13 protein-coding genes are annotated in these 16,056 nt (G+C 73.0%); 9 read left to right on the forward strand and 4 right to left on the reverse strand.

Going from position 1 to position 16,056, the window contains the following annotated elements; all coding sequences use genetic code 11:
- The first annotated feature begins 146 nt into the window (after positions 1–146).
- The 3 genes from asnB to J5Y10_RS25235 are packed head-to-tail and all read left to right on the forward strand — an operon-like array spanning position 147 to position 4,598.
- On the forward strand, positions 147–2,060 hold the full coding sequence (asnB, locus tag J5Y10_RS25225; protein WP_209376900.1) for an asparagine synthase (glutamine-hydrolyzing): 1,914 nt from the start codon (positions 147–149) through the stop codon (positions 2,058–2,060).
- A complete protein-coding gene (locus J5Y10_RS25230) occupies positions 2,057–3,604 on the forward strand; it encodes an oligosaccharide flippase family protein (protein WP_209376901.1) in 1,548 nt (515 codons plus the stop codon). The genes asnB and J5Y10_RS25230 overlap by 4 nt, the downstream gene beginning before the upstream one ends.
- Before the next feature lies 1 nt (position 3,605).
- Positions 3,606–4,598: a glycosyltransferase gene (locus J5Y10_RS25235; RefSeq protein ID WP_209376902.1), complete on the forward strand. Its 993-nt coding sequence runs from the start codon at positions 3,606–3,608 to the stop codon at positions 4,596–4,598.
- A gap of 8 nt (positions 4,599–4,606) precedes the next feature.
- Here J5Y10_RS25235 and J5Y10_RS28840 read toward each other — a convergent pair whose 3' ends face one another.
- Positions 4,607–5,650 (reverse strand): GNAT family N-acetyltransferase, encoded by a 1,044-nt coding sequence (locus J5Y10_RS28840; protein WP_209376903.1) that lies wholly within the window; start codon positions 5,648–5,650, stop codon positions 4,607–4,609.
- 53 nt (positions 5,651–5,703) lie between these two features.
- On the opposite strand from J5Y10_RS28840, the gene J5Y10_RS25245 reads away from it, so the two are divergent.
- From J5Y10_RS25245 to J5Y10_RS25270, 6 genes are read left to right on the forward strand one after another with little or no spacing between them, the layout of a single operon-like run.
- Positions 5,704–7,974 (forward strand): glycosyltransferase, encoded by a 2,271-nt coding sequence (locus J5Y10_RS25245; RefSeq protein WP_209376904.1) that lies wholly within the window; start codon positions 5,704–5,706, stop codon positions 7,972–7,974.
- Complete coding sequence (locus J5Y10_RS25250; RefSeq protein WP_209376905.1) at positions 7,971–8,729, forward strand: YdcF family protein; 759 nt, start codon at positions 7,971–7,973, stop codon at positions 8,727–8,729. Before J5Y10_RS25245 ends, J5Y10_RS25250 begins: the two co-directional genes overlap by 4 nt.
- Positions 8,707–9,834, forward strand: a complete 1,128-nt coding sequence (locus tag J5Y10_RS25255) for a GNAT family N-acetyltransferase (protein WP_209376906.1) — start codon at positions 8,707–8,709, stop codon at positions 9,832–9,834. The genes J5Y10_RS25250 and J5Y10_RS25255 overlap by 23 nt, the downstream gene beginning before the upstream one ends.
- The gene (locus J5Y10_RS25260; protein WP_209376907.1) at positions 9,831–11,009 is read left to right on the forward strand and encodes a glycosyltransferase family 4 protein; all 1,179 of its coding nucleotides are present in this window, start codon (positions 9,831–9,833) and stop codon (positions 11,007–11,009) included. The genes J5Y10_RS25255 and J5Y10_RS25260 overlap by 4 nt, the downstream gene beginning before the upstream one ends.
- Entirely contained in the window at positions 11,006–12,160 is a 1,155-nt protein-coding gene (locus J5Y10_RS25265) for a glycosyltransferase (RefSeq protein WP_209376908.1), read from the forward strand. Before J5Y10_RS25260 ends, J5Y10_RS25265 begins: the two co-directional genes overlap by 4 nt.
- The gene (locus J5Y10_RS25270; RefSeq protein ID WP_209376909.1) at positions 12,157–13,152 is read left to right on the forward strand and encodes a class I SAM-dependent methyltransferase; all 996 of its coding nucleotides are present in this window, start codon (positions 12,157–12,159) and stop codon (positions 13,150–13,152) included. Before J5Y10_RS25265 ends, J5Y10_RS25270 begins: the two co-directional genes overlap by 4 nt.
- Here the strand turns inward: J5Y10_RS25270 and J5Y10_RS25275 are convergent.
- The 3 genes from J5Y10_RS25275 to J5Y10_RS25285 all read right to left on the reverse strand — a co-directional run bounded on the left by J5Y10_RS25275 (position 13,149) and on the right by J5Y10_RS25285 (position 15,759).
- Positions 13,149–14,039 (reverse strand): FkbM family methyltransferase, encoded by an 891-nt coding sequence (locus tag J5Y10_RS25275; protein WP_209376910.1) that lies wholly within the window; start codon positions 14,037–14,039, stop codon positions 13,149–13,151. The two genes, J5Y10_RS25270 and J5Y10_RS25275, sit on opposite strands and share 4 nt — an antisense overlap.
- A gap of 206 nt (positions 14,040–14,245) precedes the next feature.
- Positions 14,246–15,145: a LysR family transcriptional regulator gene (locus J5Y10_RS25280; protein ID WP_209376911.1), complete on the reverse strand. Its 900-nt coding sequence runs from the start codon at positions 15,143–15,145 to the stop codon at positions 14,246–14,248.
- Positions 15,145–15,759: a flavin reductase family protein gene (locus J5Y10_RS25285; protein ID WP_209376912.1), complete on the reverse strand. Its 615-nt coding sequence runs from the start codon at positions 15,757–15,759 to the stop codon at positions 15,145–15,147. Before J5Y10_RS25285 ends, J5Y10_RS25280 begins: the two co-directional genes overlap by 1 nt.
- Between the last annotated feature and the right edge of the window lie 297 nt (positions 15,760–16,056).

Here is a 16,056-nt window from a genome sequence, read left to right on the forward strand (position 1 = left end):
AGTTCCTGCGGCCAGGGTTCATTCGATGTCTCCTTGCGCGGGAGGAAGCCGCGAGGGGCGCTGGCCCTCCGCCATGGCCGTAGTGGGAACCCTGTCCATAGCACGACAGGGAAGCGGCCGGTCGCCTTAAAGGGAATTCGCCGAGCATGTGTGGTGTTGTCGGAATCTTCCACCCGGATCATGGGACCCCGGACCTCGCGCCGGTCCGGCGGATGGCGGCTGCGATCCGGCATCGCGGCCCGGACGGCGAGGGCTTCCATGCCGAGCCGGGAGTCGCGCTCGGCCATCGTCGCCTCGCGATCGTGGATCTGGCAGGCGGCGCGCAGCCCATGGCCACGCCGGACGGGGCGCTGGTGATCGCCTTCAACGGCGAGATCTACAACCACGCCGAGCTGCGCCGCGAGCTGGAGGGGCTGGGCCACCGCTTCATCACCCGTTCGGACACGGAGGCGATCCTCCATGGCTGGCGGCAGTGGGGGGCGGGCTGCCTCGACCGCCTGAACGGCATGTTTGCCTTTGCCCTGTGGGACCGGGATGGCGGGCAGCTCTTCCTCGCGCGGGACCGGCTGGGCGAGAAGCCGATGCACTACGCGGCCCTGCCGGACGGCAGCATCGCCTTCGCCTCCGAAATCGCGGGGCTGCTGGCGCTGCCCTCGCTGTCGCGTCGCCTGGACCCGGCGGCGATCGATGACTTCCTCGCCCTCGGCTACGTGCCGGACCCGCACACGATCCATGCCGCCATCCGGCGCCTGCCCGCGGCACACCTCCTCCGGCTGGGGCGGGGCGAGGCCCGGCTGCCGCCGCCGCGGCGCTACTGGCAGCCGCCCCGGTCCGTCTCGGTGGGCCACGGGGCGCCGGCGGAGGAGCTGGCGGCCCGCCTGGGGGACGCCGTGCGGATGCGGCTGATGTCCGACGTGCCGCTGGGGTGCTTCCTCTCGGGCGGCCTCGATTCGAGCGCGGTGGCCGCCGCCTCGGCCCGCGCCGGGCAGCCGCTGGACAGCTTCACCATCGGTTTCGAGGGTACGGAGGACGAGCGGCCTGCCGCCGCGTCGCTGGCCCGGCTGCTCGGCGGCACGCACCGTGCCCGCGCCGCCTCCGGGGACGTTCTGGAGGATGCGCGGGGGCAGGCCGCCCTGTTCGGGGAGCCTTTCGGCGACGCCTCCTCCGTGCCGACGCTCGCCGTGTGCCGCCTGGCACGCGGCCATGTCACCGTGGCGCTCTCGGGCGATGGCGGAGACGAGGTCTTCGCGGGCTACCGCCGCTACCGCTGGCACCAGCTGGCCGAGGCGGTGCGGCGCCACGTTCCCGCGCGGATCCGGCGGCCCCTGATCGGCTCGCTCGCCCGCGCCTATCCCAAGCTGGACCGGGCCCCGCGCTGGCTGCGCGCCAAGCACACGCTGACGGAGATCAGCCTCGACAGCGCGCTCGGCTACTACGGCACGGTCTGCCGCATCGCGCAGGAGCGCCGGCGGGGCCTGTTCTCCCCTGCCATGCGGGGCGCGGTGGAGGGGCACGACCCGGCGGCGCGCTTCGGCGCGCTGATGGAGGAGTGCGATCCGGACGAGCCGCTGCTGCAGGCCCAGTACGCGGACCTGCACACCTACCTGCCCGGCGACATCCTGACGAAGGTGGACCGCACCAGCATGGCGGTCTCGCTGGAGGTGCGGCCGCCGCTGCTGGACCATACGCTGGTGGAGTGGGGGATGGCCCTGCCGGCCCCGGTGAAACTTCGGGGCGGGGTCGGCAAGCGCGTGCTGCGGGAAGCGGTGCAGGGGCTGCTGCCCGACGAGGTGCAGGGCCGGCGCAAGCAGGGCTTCGCGGCGCCGATGGGCGGGGCGCTGCGCGCGCGGATGCCGGAGGTACGCGCGCGGCTGCTCGGCCCGGCGATGCTCGATGGCGGGCTGTTCGAGGCCGATGCGCTGGCGCGTCTGATGGACCAGCACGCGAGTGGCCGCTTCGACCACGCCCAGGCTCTCTGGCAACTGCTGGTGCTGGAGGGATTTATGACCGGCATCGCTTCGGGTGAGCGCGCCGTGTCCGATGCGGCGCTGGCGCTATGAGTGGCAATGCCGGGCCGTCGCGTGGCAGCATCCTCGCGGCCACCGCACGGGGCGCGGGCTGGGTCATGGCCTGGCGCACGACGACGCGGCTGCTGGGATTGGCGAGCACGCTGATCCTGGTGCGGCTGCTGCCGCCCAGTGAGTTCGGGCTCGTCGCCCTTGCTACGGCTTTCGCCCTGGCGCTGGACGCCTGCGTCTCGATCGGGGTGGAAGACCAGCTCGTGCGCTCGCACGATCCGCGCCCGGAGCTCTACGACACGGCCTTCACGCTGAACCTGCTGCGCTGCCTTTTCCTCTCGGTCCTGATCGCGGTGGCGGCCTGGCCTGCGGCGGGGTTCTTCGGCGATCCGAAGCTGGCGCCCGTCCTGCTCGCTCTCTCCATCTCGGCGGCGGCCTACGGGCTGACGAATGTCGCCATCGCGGATTTCCGCCGCCACCTGAGCTTCGAGAAGGAGTTCCAGCTCCAGTTCCTGCCGCGCGTGGCCGGGATCGTGGTGACGGTAATGGGGGCCTGGCTGCTGGCGAGCCACTGGGCGCTGGTGCTGGGCATCCTCGTCAACCGGATCGGCCTCGTGGTGGCGAGCCATCTTCTGCACCCTTATCGCCCGCGCCTCTCGCTGGCGGCCTGGCGGGAACTGGCGGGCGTTTCCGGCTGGAGCTGGGCGAACAGCCTTGCAACTGTGGTTCGGGACCGGGCGGACAGCTTCGTAATCGGCCGCGTCCTCGGCCCCGCGCGGCTGGGCGTCTATGCCGTGGGGGCGGAAGTGGCGGTGCTGCCGACGACGGAGATGGTGGACCCGATCTGCCGTGCCTGCATGCCCGGCTTCGCCGCCGCGCTGCGCCAGGGCGACCCGGTGCTGCTGGAGGATGCCTATCTCCGCATCGTCGGGCTGACGGCGCTGCTGACCATTCCCGCGGGCTTCGGTATCTCCCTCGTCGCGGGGCCGGTGGTGGCGCTGGCCTTCGGGCCGGCCTGGATCGAGGCGGTGCCGGTGGTTCAGATCCTCGGCGTCGCCTCCACGCTGACGCTGTTCGGTGGCGTCAGCGCGGCGATGCTGAGCGCGCGGACGGCGCTGCGGACCCTGCTCGGCGTCACGATCACCGCGGCGGCGTTGCGGGTGGTGCTGCTGGTGCTGCTGACCCGATCCCACGGCCTTGAGGGCGCCGGGCTGGCGGTCGGGCTGGCCGTGGCGGCGGAGCACCTTCTGCTCGTCAGCTTCGCGCTGCGCACCCTTCGCCTCACCCCCTGGCGCTTCCTCGCCCAGCTGCGGCGGCCCGCGGTCGCGACGGCGGCCATGGCCGCCGCGCTGGTCTGGGGCGGGCTGGGCTGGGCGCCTGCTCCGGCCACGACGGGCGCTGCGCTCTCGCTTCTCCTCACCGGCGTTGCGCTGGGGGTGGTGGTCTTCGTGGCCGTGCTCGCGCTGCTCTGGCTGGCGGCGGGGCGGCCTGCGGGCGCGGAAGCGGATATGGCGGCCCTGCTGCGCCGCATTACCGGGCGCTTCGCGGGGCTCCGCGGCCGCGCCCCGCTGGTGCGGGAGAGCTGACATGGACATGCCGGTGCAGCACGACGCCCCTCTGACGCGGACGGATCGGGACGTGGCCGACCGGGGCGAGGCGGAGTGGAGCGCGGCCGTGTTCGGCCGGAACGAGGCCCCCTTCATCCCCGGCTGCATCCGTGCCCTGGCAAGGGCAGGGGCGGGGCGGGACCTGCACGTGACGGTGCTGCTGAACGGCACCACCGACGGCTCTGCCGCCGCTGCCTCCGCGGCGCTGCGGGAGGCGGGGTTGCGCGGCCGGGTCTTCGCCATTTCCCAGGCGGACAAGGCCAACGCCTTCAACCAGTTCGTGCACGCGCTGCGGCCGCGGGCGGAGACGGGGTTCTTCGTGGATGCCTATGCGGAGGTCGCGCCGGACGCCCTCTACCGCCTCGCGGCAGGGCTGCGGGCGCATCCAGCGGCGCAAGCCGCCGCGGCCGTGCCGAGCACGGGGCGCAGCGCCGACGCCCTGCGCCGCCGGATGCGGGTGGAACCCGGGCTGCACGGCTCGCTGTTCGCGCTGCGCGGCGGGTTCCTGGACCGGATCGCGGCGGCGGGGGTGAGGCTACCGATCGGCCTCTACCGCGGCGATGGGCTGGTCGGCTCCCTGGTGATGCACGACCTGGATGCGGCACATGGTGGCTGGCGGAACGAGCGCCTGCTGGTGGAGGAGGGCGCGACCTGGTGGGCGCCGCGGCTGAGCCCGCTGCGCTGGCGGGATCTGCGGCGGCAGTGGCACCGCCTGGTTCAGCAGGGGCGCGGGCGGCTGCAATGGGCCGCGCTGAAGGACTCTCTCTATGCGGCGGATGGCAGGGGCGGCTTCCCCGCCATGCCGCACAACGCCGACCGGCTGGTGCTGGAATGGATTGCGTGCGCCCCGGCCGTGCGGGAGCCGCGGCCCTGGCGTGACCCTTTCGCGGCCATGGCCCTGCGCCGGATGCGCCGCGCGGCCCCCTGGGGCGACCTCACCCCGCGCCTCGTCTCGGACACGGAGGCCGCATGAGCGGGCGATCAGACCTTCAGCCACCGCCGCAGGCAGGCCGCGAGGCCGAGGGGCGACAGGGCCGGCACGCGCTCGGACCACACGAGCGTCCCGGCGCCGTTCGCCAGGCTGCGCTTGTACTGCGCGTCCCCGGCGAGGAAATCATAGACCGCGTCGCCCGCCTCCAGCGCGCGCTGCACCGCCATCGCGTGGCAGGTCAGGCCGGGCTTCTCCGGGGAGCCGGCCTCCGCCGCCGCCAGCCCGCTCTGGTAGGCGGACACGCGGCCGCCGAGGCGGAAGTTGTAAAGATAGCCCACCTCCGCCCCGCCCGCGGTCACGCGCAGCATGTCCAGCTCGTCGCGGGCGGCGGCGGCGGCGATCAGGGCGCGGTGGAAGCGCAGCAGGAAGGGCGTGGCGAAGGCGCCGGGCTGCCCGCGGGTCTTCCACGTCGCCTCGTGCAGGCTGCGCAGGCGATCGAACCAGCGCAGCGCTTCCCCGGCATCCTCCGCGCGGTCCAGGCGCAGCGGGCCGCGCCGCCCAAGGGCGCGGGCGGAACGGCGGAGCTGCTGGCGGGTGTTGGCGCTGCGGGTGGCGAGGTAGTCGCCGCCGCCGGCGCGCACGGCGCCGAGGTCCAGCAGCGGAGCGGGCCGTTCGAGGTGGCGCAGCTCCGTGCCCCCGGCCGCCCTGGCCAGCGCCGGCTCCGCGCCGCCAAGGACGATGCGCCGGATGCCCTGGACCTTCCAGGCGGCGCGCAGCAGGGCGGCCCCGGTACCCTCGGGCGCCCGCGCCGACACGAGAGGCGCGTTGTGCTCGATGAAGGGCGCGTCCAGCGCCTGGTCGCCACTCTCCGCGAGATGGAGGCGGGCACGGCGGCGGTTGAACAGGGCGAGGGCAAGGTCCCGCCCGCCCTCGCTCGCGCGCAGCAGGACGGGGGCGTCGTAGCGCTCCTCCGCCAGGCATCCCACCCAGCTCCAGGACTGGAAGAAGGAGAGGCCCGTCGCCTCCGGCTCGAGGGCGCGCCACTCCTCTCCCAGCTGGGCGAGGTCGCACAGGGAATGGGCGGTGATCTGCACGGGCGCGATCCTGCCCTGCCAGGCCCTGGCCGCACAACGTGGGGAGATTGGCGATGAAGGGGCCGCCCCGCCGCGTTCTGCACGTGCTGAAGTACTATCGGCCCGCCTTCACCGGCGAGGGCGTGTTCCTGGAGCGCAGCAGCGCCGTCATGCAGGAGCTGGACGGGACGGTGGAGCACGAACTCCTCGTCACCCACACGCCGCGCCCGGCCGGGCCGGAAGCGGCGGGTTTCTGCTCCACGCTGCGGCGTGTGGCCTACCTCAACGCCGCGCCGGTCTCGACGGTGCTGCACTATGCCCGGCTCGCGTGGTGGTTCCTGCGGAACCTCCGGCGCTACGACACCGTGCATTTCCGCACCCATGCGGACTGGTACTTCGTCACCTACCTCCTCACCCGGCTTGCGGGACGGCGTCTTGTGCTCTCCGCCACGCTGGACGACAGCCTGCCCGTGCTGATCGGCCACTACCGGCCCGGGCTGCGGCGGCTGGCCACGGCGGGGTTCCGGCTGTTCCACGCCTATGTTGGCATCAGCCCCCGCCTGCATGAGCAGACCCGCGCCGTCGCCGCGGCGCCGGAGCGGTGCCACCTTGTTCCCTGCGGCGTCACCGTTCCGCAGGCGGCGCCGGGGATGCGGGAGCGCCTGCGACGCTCCATCGACGCCGGGCCGGACGATCCCGTGCTGCTCTTCGTCGGCGGCCTCTGCGCCCGCAAGGACCCGCTGTTCCTGATCGAGGCGATGCCGGCCGTGCTGGCGCGGCATCCCGGCGCGCGGCTTGTTCTCGTCGGGCCGCCGCTGGAGCCGGACTATGTGCGCCGGCTGGACGAGGCGGTGGCCGCGGCTGGAATCGGCGCGGCCGTGGTCCTCGCGGGGGAGAGGCTGGACCCGCATCCCTGGTTCGATGCGGCGGACCTTCTCGTCTTCGCCTCGCGGCTGGAAGGGTTCGGGACCGTCGTGCCGGAGGCGATGGCGCACGGTCTGCCCGTGGTCGCGCGGCGGCTGGCCGGGGTGAACGAGAGCTTCGTGCTGCAGGGCGAGACCGGCTTCCTGTTCGAGGACCGGGAAGGCTACCTGGACGCCGTGCTGCGCCTGGCGGGGGATGCCGCGATGCGGCGCCGGCTGGGTGCGGCGGGGAAGGCGCTCTGCGCGCGGCAGTTCGGGATGCGCCAGGTGGCGGCGCGCTATCTCGGCATCTACGGGCTGGGGGATGCGGGCGTCGATCCGGACATCGACCAGGCCGCAGGGCCCGAGGCGGCGGAGAGCGGGCTCGGCTGCACGGCCTCCATCACGGATAGCCGCTTCCACGCCCCGGCGGACGCGATCGGGGGCGGTCCCGGGGATGGGCCGGTGCTGGTGACGATGGTGGATGCGGAGGAGGCCTTCGACTGGTCCCGCCCCTTCTCGCGCGATGCGCGGGATGTCACCTCCATGCGGAGCCAGCACCTTGCCCACCGCGTCTTCTCCCGCCACGGGGTGGTGCCGGTCTACCTAGCGGACCATCCAGTGGCGTCGCAGGATGCCGGGCGGGCGCCGCTGCGGGAGCTGCTGCAGGACGGGCTCTGCGACCTGGGCGCGCAGCTGCATCCCTGGGTCACTCCGCCCTTCACCGAGGCGGTGGGCGAGGCCAACAGCTTCGCCGGCAACCTGCCCGCGACCGTGGAGCTGGAGAAGGCGCGGTGCCTGACCGGTGCCCTGGAGGACGCCTTCGGCATCGCGCCCCGGATCTACCGGACCGGGCGCTTCGGGGTCGGCCCGCGCACGGCGGACGTGCTGAAGCAGCTCGGCTACGTCGCTGACAGCAGCGTCTCCCCCTGCTGGCCGACGGCGGCGCAGCGCCACGATCCCAGCGCCTGGGCCAACCCGCCCGGCCCCTACTGGGTGGACCGGGAGCGGACGCTGATGGAGATCCCGGTCTCCGCGGCCCTGGTCGGGCGCCTCGCCTCGCATGGCGGGCGGGTGGCACCGTTCCTGTTCCGCCCTGGGGCGGACCGGCTGCGCCTGGCGGGTGCCGCCGCCCGGCTGGGGCTGATGGAGCGCATCCGGCTGAGTCCTGAGGGGATGACGGTGGAGGAGGCGAAGCGGCTGACGCGCGCCATGCTGGCGCAGGGCCATCGCGTCTTCGTCCTTACCTATCACTCCCCCTCGCTGGAGCCGGGGAACACGCCCTACGTCCGCACGGCGGCGCAGCGCGACCGCTTCCTGGCCTGGCTGGACGAGTACTACGCCTTCTTCCGGGAAGAGGTGGGCGGCCGCAACACCACTTGGCGGGAGGTGCGTTTCGGCGCGGCGCAAGCCGCCAAGCCCGCGATGGCGGCGGCGTCGTGACGGACGGCGCGATCCCGCTTCAGCAGGTTCTCACCGCACTCGGCCTGCCGCCGCTCGGGCTCGCCATCGCCTGCGTGGCGGGTGGGCTGCTGGCCTGGCGCGGCTCGCGGCTGGCGGGGCTCGGCACCGCTGTCGCCGCGACGATGCTCCTGCTTCTCGCCACGCCCGCCGTCTCCGCGCTGCTCATGGCCTCGCTGGAGCGCGAGGTGGCCGCGCCGGCGCTGACGTCGCACGCGGTGCCGGAGGCCATCATCGTGCTCGGGGCCGAGGTGACGCACGGCCAGCACGGGGCGGAGGTCGGGCCGCTGACGCTGGAACGCCTGCGCGCCGGGGCGGCCCTGCAACGCCGCACGGGCCTGCCGATGCTCGTCACGGGGGGCGTGCTCTCGCCCGGCGATCCTCCGCTGGCGGCGCTGATGGCGCGTAGCCTGGAGCAGGATTTCCGGACTCCCGCGCGCTGGGTGGAGGCGCGGGCCGCCGATACGCGGGACAATGCCGTGTTCAGCGCCGCCATGCTGCATCAGGACGGGATCGAGGCCGCCTTCGTCGTCAGCCACGCCTGGCATCTGCCACGGGCGCTGGAAGCCTTCGCAAGGGCCGGGCTGGAAGCGGTGCCGGAGGCGCCGGACCTGGCGGCCGCACCCCGCTTCGACCTTCCGCACTGGCTGCCCCGCGTGGACCGCCTCGTCGATAGTTGGTTCGCGCTGCGGGAATGGGCGGGGAGGCTGGTCTATGCCATTCGCGACCGTGGCTAAGGCCGGGGCTGCTGCCGGGCCTGGGGCCGACGCCCGGCTGGTCCGGTTGGATGAGCCGCGGCTTCCCGGGTGGTGCGACCGGTATCTGGCGCCGCCGGGGGGCGACTTCCTGGCAGGGCGGGGCTGGTACGACACCGTGCTTGCCCATGCCGTGCCGGCAGGGGCCAGCCCGGTCCTCGCCCTGTGCGGGGCGGTGATGCTGCCCCTGCTGGCCGAGGGGCGGCGGCTGCGCGGGCTGGCGACGCCCTATACCTTGCGCTGGGACCCGCTGCCCGCCCCCGGCACGGACGCCGCGGCGCTGCGCGAGGCGGGGCGGTCCCTCGCCGGGCTTCTCCGTGGTCGCCCACCGGCCCGGCTCGAGGCGCTGGACGAGGCTTCCCCCGTGATCGACGGGATGAGCCGCGGGCTTCGCGCCAGCGGCTTCGCGCTGGATCGCTACCGGCATTTCGGCAATTGGTGGGATGCCCTGGCGCCGGGGGGCGGATGGGCTGCCTACCTGGCCGGCCGGCCGCCGGCGCTCCGCACCACCATCGGGCGCAAGCTGGCCCGCAGCGCGCGGGAATCGCGCTTCACCCTTGTGACCGCGCCGGGCGCCGCGCTGCACGCCGCGATTGATGACTACCACGCCGTGCGGGAGCGCAGCTGGAAGCCGCCCGAGCCCGCGCCGGGCTTCGACGCCGCGCTGATGCAGGCGGCCGCGGTGGCCGGCGCGCTGCGGCTGGGCGTGCTGCACCGGGCGAGCGACGGCCGGCCGCTGGCCGCGCAGTACTGGGTCGTCACCGGCGGCCGCGCCTTCCTGCTGAAGCTTTCGCATGACGAGGCGGAGCGGGCGGCATCGCCCGGGACCGCGCTGACGGCGCTGATGATCCGCGGGCTGATCGAGGATGACGGCGTGACGGAGCTTGATTTCGGCCGAGGCGACGATCCCTACAAGCAGCTCTGGGTCGGGCAGCGCCGCCAGCGGGTGGGGCTGGTCGTCACGGATCCCTGGCACCCCGCGGGCGTGCTGGAACTGGCGCGCCAGCTCGCCGGGCGGGGTCGGCGGCAGGTCATGGCATGGCGGCAGGCGGCCCCGGCCGGGGAAGCGCGGGGAGAGCAAGCATGAGAATTCTCTACAGCCACAGGATCCGTTCGCGCGACGGGCAGGCCGTGCACCTGGAGGCCATTGTCGGGGCCCTGCGCGGGGCGGGGCACGCGGTGCGCGTCGTCGGCCCCGCCGGCTTCGAGCGCGGCTCCCTCGGCGGGGACAGCCGGGCCGTGTCCTTTATCCGCCGATGGCTGCCGGCCTGGGTCGGCGAGCTGGCGGAGCTGGCCTATGCGGTTCCGGCGGCGATCCGTCTCGATCGCGCCGCCGCCGAGTTCCGGCCGGATGCGATCTACGAGCGCGCCAACCTTTTCCACCTCGCGGGCACGCTCGTCGCGGCGCGGCGCGGGCTGCCGCTGCTGCTGGAGGTGAACGCGCCGCTGGCCGAGGAGCGCGCGCGCTTCGGCGGGCTGGCGCTGCATTCCGTCGCCAGCCTCCTGGAGCGCCTGGTGTGGCGCCGCGCGGACCGGGTTCTGCCGGTCACGGCCGTGCTCGCCGCGCGGGTCATGCGGGCGGGGGTGCCGGCCGGGCGGATCACGGTCGTGCCCAACGGCATCGTGCCGGAGGATTTCCCGGCCCCGGCCGACCGGCCGCCGGGCGGGGAGATCGTTCTGGGCTTCATCGGCTTCCTGCGGGAGTGGCACGGCCTCGCCTCCGTGGTGCGCGCCCTGGCGGATGCGGGGCCGGGGCTGCGGCCCGTGCTGCACGTGGTGGGCGAGGGGCCGGCACGGGAAGGGCTGGAACGGCTGGCTGCGGAGTACGGCGTGGCGGACCGGGTGCGCTTCAGCGGCCTTGTCGAGCGGGATCATGTGCCTGGCGTCGTTTCCGGCTTCGACATCGCGCTCCAGCCGGCGGCGGTGGATTATGCCTGCCCGCTGAAGGTGCTGGAATACATGGCCGCGGGGCGCCCCATTGTCGCGCCCGACCAGCCGAATATCCGGGAGCTGCTGGAGCACGGCCGCACCGCCCTTCTTTTCGATCCCGCCGATCCGGACGGGCTCTGGCGCGCCGCGATGCGGCTGGCGGGTGATCCGGCGCTGCGCCATGCGCTGGGCAATGCGGCCCGGGAGGAGATCCTGCGTCGCGACCTGACCTGGGGCGGTCATGCGCGCCGCGTCGCGCTGCTCGCGGCCGCGGAAGTGCGGCGCCTTGACGCCAGCCGCGCCGCAACCGCAGCGCCGGAGCCTGCGGCGTGACCCCGCAGGCAACGACGTTCCTGGACGAGGCTGAGCCGGGGGCAGCGACCGCGCCGCTGCTGCTGCACGTCTTTCCCAGCTTCGCGGTCGGCGGCGCGCAGGTGCGCTTCGCGGCGCTGGCGAACCGCTTCGGCCCGCGCTGGCGGCACGTGGTCGTCGCGATGGATGGTCGTTCGGACTGCGCGGAGCGGCTTGGCGATAGTGTCCGCTTCTCTACGCAAGGGCCGCCCTGGAAGGCTTCGCCGGGCCCGGTGCAGCGCTTGGCGAGCATCACCGCGATGCTGCGCCGGTTGAGGCCGGCCCTGCTCGTCACCAGCAACTGGGGCAGCATCGAGTGGGCCATCGCCAATCGCCTGACGGTCCGTATGCCCCATCTCCACATGGAGGACGGGTTCGGGCCGGAGGAGAGCAGCGCCCAGTTCGGCCGCCGGATCATGGCCCGGCGCGTGGCGCTGCGGCAGAGCAACGTCCTGCTGCCGTCGCTGACGCTGCTCCGCGCGGCGCAGGACATCTGGAAGCTGCCGCCGGAGCGGCTGCATCATATCCCAAACGGGATCGACCTGCGGAGCTTCCGGCCCGACGGCCCTCGGGGCGATCTCGGCCTGGACGGGGATGCGCCGGTGATCGGTGCCGTGGCGGCGCTCCGGCGGGAAAAGAACCTCGGGCGCCTGCTGCGCGCCGCGGCCATTCTGCTGCGGGATGGCGTGGCGTTCCGCCTGGTCCTGGTGGGCGACGGGCCGGAACGGGTGGGGCTGGAGGCGCTCGCCGGGGAACTCGGCCTGTCCGGCGTGACGCGCTTTGCCGGCCATGTCCCGGATCCGGCCGCGGCATATCGCGCGATGGATGTCGTCTGCCTCTCCTCCGACACCGAGCAGATGCCCTTCTCCGTGCTCGAGGGCATGGCGACCGGCCTGCCGGTGGCGACGACGGAGGTCGGCGACGTGCGCGCCATGCTGTCGGAGAGCAACGCGCCGCATGTGGCGGCCCGCACCGACGCCGACCTGGCCGAGGCGCTGCGGCCGCTGCTGCGGGACGCCGCGCTGCGCCGCCGGATCGGCGGGGCGAACAGGGCGAAGGCGGAGCGCGACTACGACGAAGAAGCCATGTTCCAGGCCCATGCCAGGCTGATCTGGCGGAGCATGAACCCATGATCGACGAGGTGACGGCCGAGCCCGCGACCCTGCGCGGCTTTCTATTGGCCTGCCCGAAGGACCGCCGGCCGCTGGAGGCGGCCGGCACGTCGCTTCGCTGCTGCGGCTGCGGCGCTATCTTTCCCGTGGTCGGCGGCGTGCCCGTGCTGATCAACGATGAGCGCTCCGCCTTCGCCATCGCCGATTACAGCGAGGGCGCGGGCTATGAAGGGCCGAGCTACGGGCGGGAGGGCGACCGCTCCGGCGGGCTGCGGCGGCTGTACCACCGGGCGGCGCGGCGCCTCGGCGATGCGGGTTCGAGTATCCGCCACCCCGACGCGGACGATGCCATCGCCTATGTCGCGGCCCTGCGCCCGCGGCCGCGCGTTCTCGTCATCGGATCCGGCGGGTTGCGCCTCGGTGGGCCGGAGGATCGCGTGCTGAACACGGATGTGGCCTTCGGCCCCGCCGTGGATGCGGTGGCGGACGCGCACGACCTGCCCTTCCCCGACGGAAGCTTCGACCTTGTGATCGCCGTGGCCGTGCTGGAGCATGTCGCCGACCCCTGGCGTTGCGCGCAGGAGTTTCGCCGCGTGCTGGACAGGGGCGGGTTCGTCTACGCCGTCACGCCCTTCCTGCAGCCCGTGCACATGGGCGCCTACGACTTCACGCGCTTCACCCCGATCGGCCACCGGCGCCTGTTCCGCCAGTTCGACGAGATAGCGGCCGGCATCGCCATGGGGGTAGGCAGCGTGGCGGCCTGGACCTTCGGCTCGGCGTTGCAGGCCATGTCCGGGAGGAGGCGGTGGAGGATGGCGGCCCGTGTCATGGGGCTGCTTTCCACGCCGATGCTGCGCCTGCTGGACCGGCCGCTGCGGCACGGCGCCGATGCCGCCGGCGGATGCTGGTTCTTCGGAAGCCTGCGCGAAGGGGCGCCGGTTTCCGATCGCGAGCTGGTGCGCGACTACCGCGATCGCTTCGGCCTGGGGCCGGAACGCCTGCCGCCGCCCTAGGCGGGGAGGGCGATGAGGTTCTGCGTGACGTAGATCTCGCAGCGCTTCACATCGTAGGGGAAAAGCGGCAGTAGGCTGCCGTTCAGGCAGAGGCGGTGGATCTCGTAGCCCGGCAGGGCGGCGAAGAAGTCGCGCATGGTGACGCGGGTGGCGATGTTCGCGGGTATGAACTCGAACTGGATCATCCCGATGCGCCGGTCCCGGATGGCGCGCTGGGCGCCCTTCAGGACGTTGAGGTCGAAGCCCTCCGTGTCGATCTTCAGGAAGTCGACGCGGTCGATCCCCGCCTGCTCCATGTAATCGTCGAGAGTTGTGCTCTGGATGGCGTGCCGCACCATGCGGTCCGCGAAGAAGCCCACGGCTTCCTGGCTGAGGCTGGCCTGGGTGGAACCATCGCCATCCGCGAAGTCGAACAGCTCCAGCTCACCGGGCTGGTCGGAGAGCGCCTGCTGCACCAGGGTAACGTCCTTGCCGGACAGGTGCTGCGCGAGGCGCTTGAAGGTGCGGGGATGCGGCTCGAAGGCGTGGATGCGGGCGGTCGGCGCGATCCGCGAGAGGTAATCGGCGTAGGAGCCGTAGTTGGCGCCGACATCGAGCAGGACGCCGCCCTGCAGACGCGGCGCGACGCTGTCGAGGAAGCGTTCCTCCGCCCTGTTCAGGCCGTGCTGGCCCTTGAAGTTGATGGCGATGCCGTTGCAGCGCAGGGCGAAATCGTAGATCGCCCGGGCCAGCACGGCGGCTGACGGCCGGTTGATGGCCCAGATGAGCGGATAGGCGGCCCTGGCGGCGGCGCGTCGCAGAAAGCTGTCCCGCCACGCCGCCGTGCGGATCGGGGCTGCGGATTGCAGCGCGTCTTGACCGTGATCGACAGCGGCGGGCTGATTCATGATGTCAAGGACCCTAGCAGCAATGCGCGCGAATGGCATCAGCTTTGCGCGCACAAGAATCAGCAATTCCGCCCTCGTTGCTTGCGAAGTCTTGTGATGAGGATGGCGCGTTGCAGTTCGGCGGCACGAGGTCTTCCGCGAGATGGACGGAGGACTGCGTGAGCGATGAGGGCCATCCTCTTTCCGGCGCAGGGGATGGACCGCAGTCAGCCGCCGGGTAGCAGCGCCAGCAGGGCTTCCGCCGCGCGGCTCGGCGCGCGGTCGCGATGGCGCAGCACCTGGAAGGCGCGCTGGAAGGTCGGGCCGGGCAGGTCCAGCGACACGCGCTGGAGCAGCCCGGCCTCGATGGAGGGCGCGGCGACGGAGGCGGAGAGGGCGGTGGCGCCGAGGCCGGCCTCCACCGCGCCGCGGACGGATTCGTTGGAGGGCAGCTCGAGGGCGATGCGCAGGGCCTGCGGATCGAGGCCGGCAATGCGGAGGGCCTCCTCGAAGGCGGAGCGGGTGCCGGAGCCGGGTTCGCGCAGAACCCATTCGCCCGCCGCGAGAGCCGGGACGCCGGCGGGCGGGCGCTGCGCCCAGGGATGACCCGGCGCGACGACGATGACGAGCTGGTCCGTGGCGACCGTGCGGGCGACGAGGAGCGGATCCTCCACGGCGCCCTCCACGAAGCCGAGCTCGGCGGTGCCGGCGCCGACGGCGGCCGCGACCTGCGCGGTGTTGCCGATGGCCAAAGGCACGGCGATTCCGGGATGGGCGCGGCGGAAGGCGACGAGGTGGCGGGGCAGCCAGTAGCTCGCGATCGTCTGGCTGGAATGGACGGGCAGGGTGCCCCGGCCGAGTCCGGCCAGATCGGCCAGCACGGTCTCCGCCGCCTCCGCCCGGGCCAGCACGGCGCGGGCCTCGGGAAGGAACTCGCGGCCGGCGGCCGTGAGGGCGATGCCGCGGCCGATGCGATCGAAGAGGCGGAGGCCGCTGCGGGATTCCAGGGCGGCGATGGCGGCGCTGGTGGCGGACTGGGTGAGGTGCAGCGCCTCCGCCGCGCGGGTGACGTGCTGGCGCTCCGCGACCGCGACGAAGACGCGGAGCTGTTCCAGCGTGAGGCGCATCAGGGGAAGGTCGGGCGGATCATCTCGAACATCTCGCCGATCTCCGCGTAGTCGCCGCGATAGCCGCAGCGGCCGATGGGGCGGGCGGCCTTGGTGTCGAAGATGCCGTCCTTCAGGTAGGCGCGGTTGATGTGCACGCCGACGACCTGGCCGAGGACGATGTGCGTGCCGATCTCGTTCCCGTCCAGATCCTTCGGGGCGATGACCTGCAGCACCCGGCACTCCAGCGCGGCGGGGGAGGCGGCGACGCGCGGGGGGCGGACGAGGCGGCAGGGGGCGGATTCCAGCCCGGCATGCTCGAACTCCGAGACGCCATGGGGCAGGGGCGCGCAGCTCTGGTTCATCGCTTCCGCCAACTCGCGGGTGACGAAGTTGCAGACGAACTCGCCGGTCGCCTCGATGTTCCGCACGCTGTCCTTGCGGCCCTCGCTGCCGAAGGCGACGACCGGCGGGGCGGAGCCGAAGCCATTGAAGTAGCTGTACGGGGCGAGGTTGACCCGGCCGTCCGGGTCCACGGAGCTGATCCAGCCGATGGGCCGGGGGGCAAGGATGGCCTTGAAGGGATCATGCGGCAGGCCATGGCCGAGGCGGGGTTCGTAGAAGTGCTGGTCCATGGGGTGTCCCTGGGTGTTGTGCAGGAAATGGTCACCCGTCCTGCCATGTGCATGCAAGATAGGCGAATGGTGGGGCAGGGCTGCGGGAAGTTCCGCGGCGGCGGCAGAAATCCACTTCCCGTCTCTTCGAACATAACTGTACGCTCAGTTAGTTTCAGCGGAAAGGCAGAGCCGATGGCGATCAGCGATGCGGACATGATCGAGGCCTGGAGGAAGGTCCTGACGCTGTCGGCGCTGAAGCCGGGCGAGGTGGTGACGGTGCTGACAGGGGCGGCGACGCACCCGCAGACGCTGTCC

The sequence above is a fragment of the Roseomonas indoligenes genome, assembly GCF_017813365.1.
GTDB lineage: Bacteria > Pseudomonadota > Alphaproteobacteria > Acetobacterales > Acetobacteraceae > Roseomonas > Roseomonas indoligenes.

Excerpts from the sequence above, each read along its gene's own strand:
- asnB (WP_209376900.1), top strand. The coding sequence starts at position 147 with ATGTGTGGTGTTGTCGGAATCTTCCACCCGGATCATGGGACCCCGGAC.
- J5Y10_RS25230 (WP_209376901.1), top strand. The coding sequence starts at position 2,057 with ATGAGTGGCAATGCCGGGCCGTCGCGTGGCAGCATCCTCGCGGCCACC.
- J5Y10_RS25235 (WP_209376902.1), top strand. The coding sequence starts at position 3,606 with ATGGACATGCCGGTGCAGCACGACGCCCCTCTGACGCGGACGGATCGG.
- J5Y10_RS25245 (WP_209376904.1), top strand. The coding sequence starts at position 5,704 with ATGAAGGGGCCGCCCCGCCGCGTTCTGCACGTGCTGAAGTACTATCGG.
- J5Y10_RS25255 (WP_209376906.1), top strand. The coding sequence starts at position 8,707 with ATGCCATTCGCGACCGTGGCTAAGGCCGGGGCTGCTGCCGGGCCTGGG.
- J5Y10_RS25260 (WP_209376907.1), top strand. The coding sequence starts at position 9,831 with ATGAGAATTCTCTACAGCCACAGGATCCGTTCGCGCGACGGGCAGGCC.
- J5Y10_RS25270 (WP_209376909.1), top strand. The coding sequence starts at position 12,157 with ATGATCGACGAGGTGACGGCCGAGCCCGCGACCCTGCGCGGCTTTCTA.
- J5Y10_RS25275 (WP_209376910.1), bottom strand. The coding sequence starts at position 14,039 with ATGAATCAGCCCGCCGCTGTCGATCACGGTCAAGACGCGCTGCAATCC.
- J5Y10_RS25280 (WP_209376911.1), bottom strand. The coding sequence starts at position 15,145 with ATGCGCCTCACGCTGGAACAGCTCCGCGTCTTCGTCGCGGTCGCGGAG.
- J5Y10_RS25285 (WP_209376912.1), bottom strand. The coding sequence starts at position 15,759 with ATGGACCAGCACTTCTACGAACCCCGCCTCGGCCATGGCCTGCCGCAT.